Here is a 12,729-nt window from a genome sequence, read left to right on the forward strand (position 1 = left end):
GCCCACTGGGCGCTGCAGTATCTAACGTGCTATTGGCTGTCGCCGCCGTTGCCGCATTGCCTGCGGTATCCGTTAAAATCACAGATAAGGTCAAAGTGCCATCATTCAGGGCACTGAGATCTAAATTGGTGAGTTGCTGGCCTGCCGATGTCACCGTCCCGTTGCCAGTGACATTGGTGCCGCCATTGCTGCTCGAAATGGTATAGCTGTAGGTTGCCCCCACTTCTGCGCTACTAAAGGTAAAGGATGCCGCGCCTTTTTCAGTGTTCGAATACAAAGTATCGCCAAACGAAACACTGTGACCGCTTGGCGCTTTGGTGTCGACTGTAATGGGCAGTTGTGTCGCGGCGGTATTGTTGTTGCCCGCTGCATCGGTGAAGGTATCTGCTGCAATATCCAGTGTCGCGTTAGCCTCTGAATTCGCCGTAGGTGTAAATAACACGCTGTACTGTGTACTCGATGTGGCACTGAAGTTACTCAGTGTACCGCCGCTCACGATGATATCGGACGATGCAAACGTGCTGCTCGCTTCACTCAGTACAATGCTGATTGTCGCCGTTTCGCCCACTTTTAAGTTGCTGTCCGATGCGCTGAATGTGGTGACCGTCGGCTTGGTTTTATCCAAGGTCGCCGTATCAGTCACCGCTGTTGCCGCGTTACCTGCCGTGTCGCTCACCGTCACTGATAAGGTTAAATTACCATCATTTAACCCGCTGATGTCCGACACATTAACGGTTTGGCCCGCGCTGGTGACCGACCCATTGCCCGTCACCGCCGTACCGCCATTATCACTGCTGAGGGTATAACTGTATGTGGCGCCCACCTCAGCACTGGTGAAGCTAAAGTTCACACCACCCGTCTCTGCGCTGTTATAGCTGGTGTCATTTAAGGCCACACTGTGCCCACTGGGCGCTGCAGTATCTAATGTGCTATTGGCAGTGACTGCTGTCGCCGCATTGCCTGCGGTATCCGTTAAAATCACAGATAAGGTCAAAGTGCCATCATTCAGGGCACTGAGATCTAAATTGGTAAGCTGTTGGCCTGCCGACGTCACTGTACCGTTGCCCGTGACATTGGTGCCGCCATTGCTGCTCGAAATGGTATAGCTGTAGGTTGCCCCCACTTCTGCATTGCTGAAGGTAAAAGACGCCGCGCCTTTTTCAGTGTTCGAATACAAGGTGTCGCCAAATGAGACGCTGTGACCGCTTGGCGCTTGCGTATCAACAATAAGTGATAAACTACTCGCCGCACTAGTCGTATTGCCCGCATTATCAACCGATTGTGCCGATACAGTATGGCTGCCGGCCTGTAAAGTTGAGGACGTAATACTCCAGGTGCCACCAGAAACGGTGGTGCTCCCAATGTTACCATCTAAATTGGATGACAAGTTTATCGTGTCACCGGTCGTGCCCGTACCGGTGATCGTCGGCGTGGTATCATTGGTAATATTATCTGTATTTGAATTACCAGAGTCGCTACTCGAAGATAGATCAGGGCTACTGGGCGCGCTTGGTGCAGTCGTATCTATAGTGACACTCAGGGCATTTGAAGCACTGCTTTCATTATTGCTAGCATCAGTCGCTTTTGCGGTGATGGCATGTGTTGTCGCGGCTAATGCACTCGTTGTTATTTGCCAGTTGCCGCCTATCGCTGTTGCACTGCCAAGTACTGTAGAGCCGCTTTGATCACTGTAGAGTCGAACTGTGCTACCTGACTCAGCTGTTCCGCTAAACGTTGGTGTGGTATCAGAGGTATTGTTATCCGTACTTGAAGCGCCAGTATCTGAGCCAGAGGTTAGATCTGGTGTCGATGGTGCATTTGGTGCGACGTCATCCGATACTGTTACTGTAAATGACTTTTGAAATGTAGTCGTTCCATCATTGGTTTGAATACACACAATGTAGCTACCAGCACTAAGCGCCGCCTGTGTTTGCAAGTTGGAGCTGCTGATTTGGAAACTACTGTTACCCGAGTTCGCGGAACAAGTACCACTTGCGCTGCTACCACTTGTAACAAGGGTATAAGTATGGCTATCGCCACCGTCTACATCTGTAGTAGAAAGACTACCAACGTTTGTAGCCGCAGCGGTTGCTGATTGATTTATTGTGGTAGATGACAGAGCGATGTCTGTAGGTGCATCGTTTTGAGCATTAATCGTCACTACTGCCTGATTGGTGCCCGAACTATTCGCCGTACCATCGTTAAAAGTATAATTAAGTGTGACACTTGATGGAGGACTCTCTGAATTATTTACGTAAGAGATGGACTGAATCACACCATCAACAATTGCAGAAGTTGCACTGGCATTAAATGCCAGTACCAACGTACCCGCAGAATTCGTCGTCACAGTGCCGACATTAGTACCGTTATAAGTAAATGTACTGCCCTGTGTTAGGGTGCCCAATAAATTTAAATTAGCAAATATATCCTGTGCATTCGCACCGCCATTTCTTGATATCGTTAACGAGGCTCCGTTATAGTTACCTACGCCGCCATTAAGCGCATCGAGCTCTGTGTCAGCGACAGTCGCATCATTGTCAATCGCTACTGCAGAGCCGTTCTCTGTGAAAGTGGATAGTCCATTAAGCGAGCTAAAAACAGGCACATCATTTGCTGCAATAAAAGTGATCACCGTGTTGGCACCACTGTCAGAGACGGTAAAATCAAGCCCAGCTCCCGGCGAGCTCGAAAGCGTTAATGCAACTTCAACACTCGCAAAATCTGTGGCATCGGTATCGACTTGTAATGTGCTATTGCCATTAAAACGAACATTGTTGGTTGTTAAACCTGTCACACCTGTGACTGTGACCACATCGCCGACGGCAAGGTCGGCGATCGTGTCTCCGTTTAAGTCCGACGCACTGCCAATAAATGTATCGTTACCACTGTTGCCAGTCATCGAGTCAGTACCTGCACCAGGTCGCAACGTGTCGGTGCTATTACCGCCAGTCAGCGTATCGTTACCTGTCAGATCAGTGGCTGAAATCACTAAACTATCGCCAGCAAGAGCGGATGCATTAATAGTGACACCAGCGTTGATTGCAGAACCAGATGAATTGCTGATGGTTACACTTCCCCCATTTGCAGAGAAGTTATCGGTAATGGTCAATGACGTAACACTATTTGACCCCAGTGAAATATTTTCTACACTCGATACACTAGTAGAACCGAAGTTAAAGGTCCCACCGCCAACAAGATTTAAAGTTTCACTGCCCGCGGCACCATTAATAGCTGTAGAAAAGTCGCTGATATTCTGAGCATCGATGGTCACAGTCGCACCACTTGCTAAAGACAAAGTCCCCACATTGGTAAAACTCCCGCCGGATGTATCCGCGCCATTACTCGCAGATAAGATATCTGCTACCGTGGCTTCACCGGTTAAGCTACCCGTAAAACTTTGCCCCCCGATATCGAAAGTTACGGCGTCAGTTGCAGAGGTTGCATTGACCGTCGTTGTCGCACCAACTGTGACGGTTCTGGTGTTTGAAGAGTCATCACCAATTGTGTAATTTTCAATACCTGAAAGTGTGGTTATATTTCCATCACCACTTATGATAACGGTTTCAGAACCGCCCGCTGTCACAGAGCCGCTAAAATTACCATGTTGACTGGCAGTCATGGTCACTGATGCACCGCTTACTAGCGAAAGGTTAGTCACATTGGAGATTGTCGCACCGCTGATGTTTGCGCCATTCGACATGCTTAACGTATCGGCGTTAGTGTTGTCTCCGGTAAGCGTGCCCGTATAGGTTAATGTGCCAATATCAAAAGTGATTGCATCACTCGTGCTATTTGCTGTCACTGAGTGGTCCGCAGCAGCAACAGTCACAGTTCTTGTGTTGGATGAATCATCACCAATCACATAGTTTTCTATGCCCGAAACCGTTGCCATATTCCCGTCACCGCTGACAGAAATTGTTTCCGTTCCAGCTGCCGTAACAGTGCCCGAAAATTGCGACAACTGAGAAGCACTGATTGTTGCCGATGCTCCGCTAGACAGGGTTAAATTTTCAAAACCCGATACCGTTGCACCGGCGATACTCCCGCTATTTCCGACTGATAACGTATCTGTACCTGTACCGCCCGCGAGCGTGCCCGTTGCCGTTAAAGTTCCAATATTAACCGTGTCATTGTTTGTACTGCCGGTAATATTTTGGCCAGCGGCACCTAAAGTGATTGAATTGGCCACGGACAATATGTACGACTCAATTGCTGAGTTACCCGTTAACCCATCTGTTGCAGCAGATATCGTGATTGTATCCGTGCCTGCTGCCGTAAATGTACTGAAACTATCATGTTGGGCTTCGGTCATGGTCACCGACGCACCTGAGTTTAATTCCAGTATTTCAATATTTGATACGGTCGCACCTGCGATATTAGCCCCGTTTGACAAACGCAATGTATCACCGCTTCCACCTCCCGCATTCAATGTGCCCGTTGCAGTTAAAGCCGCGGCGTTAATCACGTCATTGGCGCTACTACCAGTTACATTTTGCGATGCGCTTCCCAATGTCAACGTCATCGCCGCGTTCAAAACATAAGTTTCAATGTCTGCGTCAGCGGTTAATTCGCCATTACCATTGGCACTGGATATCGTAAACTGATTTGTATTGACGCCATTTATTGTCGTAAAAGACTCATGTTGAGATTCTGTCAGAGTCAGGTTGCCATTGTTTGCCGCATCTAGTGTTTCAAAGTTAGTCAGTGATGTAAGCCCACTGATATCGACTCCATCAGACACGCTAAGCGTATCTGTGCCGCCACCACCATCTGCTGTAGAGCCTGTTGCATGTGAAGTTTGCGCAATGCTCAGCGATTCATTCTCACTGGTAAATAAAATAGCTGGATTCAAATTTGCGCCAGTTGTGGTATTAAACGATGCACCAGAAGAAGTCGTCGATGTGACGTTGGTAACACTCACAGTTGACGTACGCGTAACACTGTTATCAGTGCCATCATTGACAACCACAGTTACAGTCCTCGCCGTCGTATTTGGCGTAGACGATGTGTTGTTATATGTGATTGCATCCAAAAAAGTTTGAACCTGTGCTAAGGTCGCAGTCGCTCCTGTAATCGATATCGTGTCTTGCAAAGTAATATCTGATTTGCCGCTCACGCCATTCAAAGCATTTTGAGCTGCACCGGTTACATTCAAGCCTTCAGACGCGCCATCCTGATCATTTGTGAGTGATACGGTAATCGATTTTATTGTATCTGACTCAGCATCCGTCACGCTGGCACTATTGGTAATACCAACCCCACCACTCCCTTCAGAAAATGCAGACGACCTATTATTGCCACCAGCCGCAGAGTCTAAATCCACTACCGGTGCCGTATTAGCAGCCGTCACCGTCGCTCCCACTTTAAAAGTATAGGTACCCTCATTTGGGTCATTACTGGTTATGGTAACTGTCGCGTTGGGGGAGCCGACGGTTGTTGGGTCAAGCTGGACAACAAAGGTTGTGCTTGTCACGCCATTGAGAGAACTAGAACCTGGCTGGCTCGAAATAGAAAAGTCACTAGAAGCTGAAATACTGACAAGTGGAGAGCCACTTAATGTCAATGTGGATGCTGCTATCACATTTTCAATTGTGAATGTGCGGGTAAAGTTACTACCGCCAGTTTGATGCGAACCAAAATCCGTGTGATTACTCGCGCTTAAAGCCGTGGTCCCAGAAGTAATCGATTGACCATTGCCTTTCAAATTGATGTCAGGGTCAGGAGCAGCCGCGGTACAGTCATCGGTATCCGGAAACCAAACACCTGGACCCGGACCGGCTTCACAACTTGCTTGGCTCCCATAAGCTGTTGTACAACCAAAGCTTACTTGGCAAGAGGCGGCGAGTTCTTTAGCAATGCTCACTTCCCCATTGACCAGCGTGGAATTCATACCTTCACTATCAAGCAGACCTTGCTCCGCTAAAAACGCCAATGTGTCAGTCTTTGCCGCTTCTTGCACAACCGATGGTCTATTTTGATTTTTTATATCAAATATTTGCGATTTTTTCCGCTCGTCCGTGGTCGATTGCCGAAAATACTCAGCATCACCAATTTTAATGGCGTCTAAGCTTGGCACTTCATGAACAGATGTGAAATAGCTATCAGTAATGTTAGGGGAAGCGTTAGCAGCAACGAGAGAAGGGACCATCACGCCCAAGATAGAAGTCGCCATATCAAGCTTTTTCATTACAATACCTCCTGTGTATATTCATACAAATGCGCTGAAATCGCGTCATCACCACTGATCATTTCGGGGTAGTTAGAATTCGGTATAATGCACAGGTCATAGAGCTGGCTTACATCACCTTTGAATTGCAATTTAGATAGGATCTTGCCGTCATGTTTGTTGATTATCCATATACCACACACAGTATCACGCTCAGTGTATGATTTGGTGAGCGGTATATCACTTACGGCTTTGCTTGCTCTCACATGACTGGTTGCCACTAGCATGAGATCACCAAAAAATGTTAGCCCACGGGTAAAGCCAGGTAGGGTACAAACAATGTGCTTTTCGTGTGTTGTTGGATCGAACTTAATCACTTCTCCCGCCCCAGAGTTACACAGATAAACCTCTCCTTCATGGCATCTGGGTGAATGGGGCATAGACAAGCCGCTCAGTAAAATTTCGTTTTTTTCCACGTCCATCAAGGTGCCATTGATCTCGGTTCGCCAAGAGTCTTGATGATCAAGGGTGTTAAATGTGGTGACATACTTTGGTTTTCCGCTTTGCATCGCCATGCCATTTAAGTGGCATCTATCTTCGGGCGCTAGCTCGCTGATAAAATGAGGTTTCCAACGGGCAGTAAAGCCATTTTCGGCAGACAAGGTCGCAAGGCAAGAAAAGCTCGAGTTAACAACCCATAAGCCTTCATCACCCCAAGCTATATCGTGGTTGTTTAGGGTACCGGTGGTAAGCGATGAGCGCTCAGTGAACAGCACATCGCACTGCTTAATTGCATTTATCTGCTCAGCTCTGAGCGTTTTAAATGTCGCAGTATCACGCTGTTCATCGCGCAGCTTACTGGCCAACGAATCGAGGTCATCCAACTGCCCGCTGACCACACTACTGCGTGACATACTACTGGCTTTAAAGTTGACAACCCGATTGACAGTGCTGACCAAAAATCGGTCTTCACTGACACTTAGACCCATTGGGCGAACGAATTTCTTAACGCTACAGCTAAGCTTATTTTCTCTACTTCTGAGCAACATTACGGCATGTGACTGGTAACTTGAAACAGCCAATGAAAAACCAAGTGCTTGGAGAATCTTAGGAAGATTCTCGCTATACTCACTTGCAAAATTTATATCGACGAAATCAGTTTCGTCGCCGGTGCTTCCGTAGCCTTGTTCCTTATACCCTTGCATGTCTATACTCCTTAGCGAACGGCCTACTCTATCCGTTCGACCATCAAACAAGCTTGTTTTAATTTTTATTTTTTAGCCCAATCTCACTGCTCGAAAGGCCACAACCTAACAAGTACGAAATTTCCCCTGTCACCATTGCAGCTGCAGAGGAAGTGCCACGAACGGCCATATTTACAAATTGCTTTTTAAGTAAAAAATCGGCAGGTGCATATAAATCTACACATTTACCATAGTTAGAAAACGCGGCGAGTGAACCATCCTCAGAAAGCGCCCCCACTGTTGTCACTCCTTCAATCTCAGATAGTCTATTGCCAATACAGGCGTCTTGAGCATGATTACCTGCTGATACAACAACAAACGAAATACCGCTATGGTTCAGCCCATAGCGAATAACGTTACCTAAGAGTTGAGAAACTAAAGGTAAGGTCCAACTACTGTTAATGATATCTACCTGCATTTTTTGAGAAACACTGAAAGCCAATATCATGGCTGAGTTCAGTGTACTGACTTGGCGAATCGCCACGAGCTCTGCAATGCCTGTTGAACTTTTCTCTAATCTGGATTGCAATTGAGCCGCAATCACGCCCGCAACCATATTGCCATGTCCCGTGACTGCCTTTTCTTTATTAGGGATAATCCGCTGATTATCAGCATCATATTCGAGCATCACATCGAATGCTGAAAGCCAAGGTTTAGAGAGATCAAAGCCATCGTCAATAATTGCGATACGTTTAGGCTTTACAGAAGAGCGACACTTGAACTCCTTCAAACGTTCAAGTTGTTTGTTTTGAATTTCACGGTGACGGTTTTTTTCTGACTGATGAGTTTTTCGCACTATCGCGAAATCTGGCTGTACAGTGCCAATATAAGGTAAACGTTCGATTCGATTGTAAGTTTGTTTAAAGGCACCAACGGCTGGCGTTACCAGAGCAACTACATCCTCACCAAGTTCAGCCAATACCTGCGTTTTAATGACGCCATCAACTTTATCCAGCTGTTCTTTGTGCTGCTTATCAATTTGGACGACAATTTTTTGGTTTAGGTAAAATTGCAACCCAACATTGCTGTTAAACACACCTTCGTGTTGTGATGTATACAACTCAATACTTTGTTGATAGTTGTGAAACATCATATAGGGTTGCTTGGAGCTATCATATGCGATAGCTCCAAAGCTCATAAGCATTATTAGACAATAAATCAGTTTCACTGTCTGATTGCCCATCTAACTTCTCGGAGGGAAAATACCATCCATGCAAATACAAAATTGTACAGCTAAGTATGGTTGTCTATTTTCATGGGCTTGATTTTGTCCGTTGCTCAAAATCGCTTGCGGATTTAACGTGATATTCGAACCCCCCAAGTCATCTGAACTATAGACTCGCGCCACACCTCCAGTTGTTGCTCTGGCAGCAGATAACAGCCCTGTGCCATTAGACCTGTCAACAAGTCCATCCTTTATTGTCTTACCTGCGTGTAGTTCATGCGTATGCGAAGGTAGCTCACTCTCCATGAGCACCACATCTGGTAAACCCACCCTATTGCCTAAATCTCCTGGAGATAAGCCCGGTCCTGTACCAAACATAGTTGGACTTCTGCCTTGTAAATCAGGCATTTGCATATTAGTTTGACCATTGCCTCCATACGTAGTCCCAATAACAGCAAAGAGCGCTTGATTTTGGGATATATCTACAAACTGCCCATCACAAAATGTATAACCAACCGGAGCGAAAGTGTAAGGCAACATATCAACCTGACCAATAAATGGATCCATTGTAATACTCCTTTTAGTTGCGAGACGGATATAGGCCGTTCATACAAATAATAAAACCGAGATACAGCATCGGCATTCTGTTTTCATGTGCTTCGTCGCCGCCAGTTGTGCCAATCGCTCGGCTGCTAAATGGGTTTGTTTCTAAACCAGCCGTCGAGTCGGGTAAGAAATGCAACTCACTGCCCACATAAGACTGCCCATCTACAGGCGCTTGTAATTCAGAAGTGGCACTTGTCACCTGAACGGTATGGCTATGCGCGGGTAATTGAGACGTTGATAACACCACTTGCTCAACACCAAAGCGCTGGCCTAGCACTCGGTTTGTCAGCCCAGGGCCTTGGCCATCACCCACAGGGATCCGCCCACGCATATCCGGAAGACCGTAAGTGGAACGCCCGTCGCCGCCATAATTCGAACCTAACAAACTAAATAAAGATTGATTGTCTGTTATCGCCTGAAGCTGACCAGCGCAATAAGACCAGTGGTACGGAGAATATACGCCCGCAAACATGCGAATTTCGCCTAAATATGCATCACTCATATTATGCTCCTTGGGTTAATTTCTTGGCGGGTACGCGCCGTTAAGTGCGATGACAAAGCCAATAACCGTCGTTGGCTGAATATTTGTGTGTGGCGCATTGCTTCCGACTGTACCTATGCTTTGAGATGATAAGGTATCTAAACCACCCGAATTCTGCGCATAAAACTTTTTAACTCCGGTGGGAAATTGCGTGTTAGCAGTCGAGATCGTATATCGTGCAGTTGGGTTGGCATTACTAAAAGGCAAAAAGCTATCTCCTTCCAAGGAGTCAACTTGAAAATCATGATTATGGCCAGTTTGTGCATTCGTCAATGTCACTTCTTCAAAGCCACTCTTCTGACCCTGCTGAACTATGCCATACTTCCCCTGATAAACAGGTGCTCGCCCTCGCATGTCTGGCAGGCCGAAGTTCGTTCGAGCGTCTCCACCAAAGGTATCTCCAAGTAGCGAAAATAACGCGGGATTATCATTCACAGGGATGAGCGCACCATTGCAGGCAGCCCAGTGTACTGGTGGAAAGTTAAAGGCAATCATCTGCATCATGCCCAAATACGGATTAACCATAAAAACCACTCCTTACTTTTGACTCGGGATCAGTTCACTTCTTGATTACGCTTACGAGAAATAATGATCTGGTACTTGTCACAGTCATAAATACTCATAAACATTGAGTATTCCCCAAACGCGCTATGTTTAAAGAGGTAATTATCTTGAGGCAGTTGGTTATTAGGGTCTCCAAGTAAACAAATACTGAAGGACGAAAACTCTTCCGTATCAATCCTGCCATTTTCGACCTTGCTTATGGCTAGCTTTCCAACTTGTTGCTCATTTTGTAACGAGAATACATCGACTTCTTCACCAACCAACGAGTGCATCAACTCTTGCGTGACTATTTCCATCTATTGCTACTCTGTGTGTTTAGTTTAAAAAATAGGCTTCAATAGAATTACGAAACCAAGTTAAACGCCAACAATACTTTTCATCGCCGGCGGATACCAAATCATCAATTCATGCGGAGGCTGAACCTCCAATACTTGGAACCCTAGCGATAAATACATACGTTTTACGCCCAAATTGTGACTGACCACAGATAAGGTCAATGGCACTGCTGACTGCGCCGCGCAGTGTTGAAACGATTGAATAATTGCTCGGCCAAACCCATGACCTCGCGCAGCAACCAAAAATCCAATATCTATCAATCGAATTTCATTGTGGCCAAAATCCAAGGTTGCTTTACCAATCGGCTCACCATGCTTTTCGATAATAAAATACATAGCATTGGGATACTGAGCGCCATATCCTTGTGTTTGCGCTTTAAGCTGCATGTCTACAATCGACTCAATGAAGTCGCGTTCTCCATCTATACACTGCAAATCCTGTCTTACTTCTCTGTGCAGCTTTTCAATAAATGGTTTATCGCTCGCTGTAGAAGGGCGAATGTGCAGCCCTTCTGGTATGGTAAATTGCACCATATTCCTTATCCTCTTTTGTGCATTTATTGAGTATATGCAGCTTTAAAATTTTTGCTCGGAACTTTTTATGATCTTTTTCAGCCAATCTTCTACTTTACAGTCAATAACCAAATTGATTCTCGGTTCAGCACCTCGGTTAGATACATAATGTTCTAAATCCGCATTCATATACCAAACTTCGCCGCGCATCATGGGAACTGTTGACCCATTAATGACAAAATCCACCTCATCAATTCCAGTTAATGGCACATGAATACGCGCTTCACCATATTCCAGTGCAACCTGTTGGTCGTTATGAGGTAAGATTTCACTCTGAGGATGCAGTCTCATTAACCTGACTGACTTCAGTGGGCATACAAACTGCGCTAAAAACTGTGCTAACACGGGTAAGCGCTCCATAATCGGTAAAGGTGAAAATGTCACGTTGGTGTGTTCTATAGAAAAGCATTGAAGGATCGGATGGGACTGTAAATGCGCGGTTTGAGCATATAAAGGCAGCACATCCCAAGCCCCGTTATAACATGCCTGATTTACATGCATACACCATTGTGAGTCATCAAGGTTGTTAATTTCAGTATTAATCGCCTCAAAATCACAACTCAAAGGCAACTTTGCAAATGAAAGAATCTGTTCAACGCCTTTGAGCTTTGCATCCATCAAGATAGACCCGTAGTCCTGCCATACACATCCAAGGTATAAACAATATCTTGAAACTTTCCACCCAATAGCCGAATTGTTTGATATCCATCAATAGATGACAAAGTCGTATTCTTAGTAAGTAACTTTGGCCCATAACTAAATTGATAGACGCCTTGCCCATCAAACACTTTTACGTCATTTGTATAAGCGTTCAAAATATGAAGGAAGCCTCGACTATCTGAAGTAATTGATTTAATACCACTTAACTGGTGAGGTAGCTCAACCCCATACTCACCAAATGAATTTAAGAGCTGGCCGTTAAAACCAATCACGTAGATTGAATGCGCATCACCACTGGCCACAAATAAACGCTGATGTTGTTCATCGATAGCAAAGTCTTTGATATGTCCTAGTCTCTTAGGTAAGTGTATTTCCCCTACTTTTTCTCCCAAACTGCCATAAATTGAAATGTGCTTTGAAAGTTCAAATAGGATGTACACTTTGTTTGAATAGCGTCTCGCCACAACGGGGTTTAGTGTGACTTCAATAAGCGTGTTTTGTGGACTTTCTACAAGTGACGTTGGGAAAGTAAACTGTAAGGCGTTTAAGTCACTTTCAGTCAATCTTTGTGTATACGAAACTGCATTTGATTCACCTACCTGAGCCCATACAGACCCTGTTGCCAAAAATGTACTCGCTGCACATACGGACATTGATGACTTTAAAAATGAACGGCGCTTCATAACAATCCTGTATTTTTATTAGTCGATTTACTCGATTATTACAAAATACAAAACAATAATAAATTACACGACATTACACCAACATAAAGGACTATAAAATTACTGAGTAATTATCTACCCAATTAACATTCAACCATACTGAGTGACGAATTATTTGAGTTAGTACGGGTTTACAGCTCAACAATTTACAAA

Annotated in this window: 10 protein-coding genes; all 10 read right to left on the bottom strand. The window is 45.4% G+C overall.

Annotated features, from left to right (window positions below; all coding sequences use genetic code 11):
- Positions 1-6,187, bottom strand: a 6,187-nt coding sequence (locus A7985_RS10920) for an Ig-like domain-containing protein (RefSeq protein WP_176716728.1), incomplete at its 3' end; no start/stop codon positions are given.
- Positions 6,187-7,371: a TIGR03032 family protein gene (locus A7985_RS10925; protein ID WP_081310520.1), complete on the bottom strand. Its 1,185-nt coding sequence runs from the start codon at positions 7,369-7,371 to the stop codon at positions 6,187-6,189. The genes A7985_RS10920 and A7985_RS10925, both read right to left, overlap by 1 nt.
- Positions 7,372-7,429: 58 nt before the next feature.
- Positions 7,430-8,503 (bottom strand): S8 family peptidase, encoded by a 1,074-nt coding sequence (locus tag A7985_RS10930; protein WP_176716729.1) that lies wholly within the window; start codon positions 8,501-8,503, stop codon positions 7,430-7,432.
- A gap of 90 nt (positions 8,504-8,593) precedes the next feature.
- A complete protein-coding gene (locus A7985_RS10935) occupies positions 8,594-9,142 on the bottom strand; it encodes a phage tail protein (RefSeq protein WP_065790514.1) in 549 nt (182 codons plus the stop codon).
- A 13-nt stretch (positions 9,143-9,155) separates the two neighbouring features.
- Complete coding sequence (locus A7985_RS10940; protein ID WP_065790515.1) at positions 9,156-9,683, bottom strand: phage tail protein; 528 nt, start codon at positions 9,681-9,683, stop codon at positions 9,156-9,158.
- A 15-nt stretch (positions 9,684-9,698) separates the two neighbouring features.
- The gene (locus A7985_RS10945) at positions 9,699-10,247 is read right to left on the bottom strand and encodes a phage tail protein (protein ID WP_063371382.1); all 549 of its coding nucleotides are present in this window, start codon (positions 10,245-10,247) and stop codon (positions 9,699-9,701) included.
- 29 nt (positions 10,248-10,276) lie between these two features.
- On the bottom strand, positions 10,277-10,582 hold the full coding sequence (locus A7985_RS10950) for a DUF6916 family protein (RefSeq protein ID WP_065790516.1): 306 nt from the start codon (positions 10,580-10,582) through the stop codon (positions 10,277-10,279).
- Positions 10,583-10,642: 60 nt separating this feature from the next.
- The gene (locus A7985_RS10955; protein WP_176716730.1) at positions 10,643-11,155 is read right to left on the bottom strand and encodes a GNAT family N-acetyltransferase; all 513 of its coding nucleotides are present in this window, start codon (positions 11,153-11,155) and stop codon (positions 10,643-10,645) included.
- A gap of 42 nt (positions 11,156-11,197) precedes the next feature.
- A complete protein-coding gene (locus tag A7985_RS10960; protein WP_065790517.1) occupies positions 11,198-11,812 on the bottom strand; it encodes an aspartyl/asparaginyl beta-hydroxylase domain-containing protein in 615 nt (204 codons plus the stop codon).
- Complete coding sequence (locus tag A7985_RS10965; protein ID WP_065790518.1) at positions 11,812-12,537, bottom strand: hypothetical protein; 726 nt, start codon at positions 12,535-12,537, stop codon at positions 11,812-11,814. The genes A7985_RS10960 and A7985_RS10965 overlap by 1 nt, the downstream gene beginning before the upstream one ends.
- Positions 12,538-12,729: the final 192 nt, after the last annotated feature.

Source organism: Pseudoalteromonas luteoviolacea, assembly GCF_001696455.1.
Lineage (GTDB): Bacteria > Pseudomonadota > Gammaproteobacteria > Enterobacterales > Alteromonadaceae > Pseudoalteromonas > Pseudoalteromonas luteoviolacea_C.

Coding starts and splice junctions, on each gene's coding strand:
- A7985_RS10925 (WP_081310520.1), bottom strand. CDS start 7,371: ATGCAAGGGTATAAGGAACAAGGCTACGGAAGCACCGGCGACGAAACT.
- A7985_RS10930 (WP_176716729.1), bottom strand. CDS start 8,503: ATGATGTTTCACAACTATCAACAAAGTATTGAGTTGTATACATCACAA.
- A7985_RS10935 (WP_065790514.1), bottom strand. CDS start 9,142: ATGGATCCATTTATTGGTCAGGTTGATATGTTGCCTTACACTTTCGCT.
- A7985_RS10940 (WP_065790515.1), bottom strand. CDS start 9,683: ATGAGTGATGCATATTTAGGCGAAATTCGCATGTTTGCGGGCGTATAT.
- A7985_RS10945 (WP_063371382.1), bottom strand. CDS start 10,247: ATGGTTAATCCGTATTTGGGCATGATGCAGATGATTGCCTTTAACTTT.
- A7985_RS10950 (WP_065790516.1), bottom strand. CDS start 10,582: ATGGAAATAGTCACGCAAGAGTTGATGCACTCGTTGGTTGGTGAAGAA.
- A7985_RS10955 (WP_176716730.1), bottom strand. CDS start 11,155: ATGGTGCAATTTACCATACCAGAAGGGCTGCACATTCGCCCTTCTACA.
- A7985_RS10960 (WP_065790517.1), bottom strand. CDS start 11,812: ATGGATGCAAAGCTCAAAGGCGTTGAACAGATTCTTTCATTTGCAAAG.
- A7985_RS10965 (WP_065790518.1), bottom strand. CDS start 12,537: ATGAAGCGCCGTTCATTTTTAAAGTCATCAATGTCCGTATGTGCAGCG.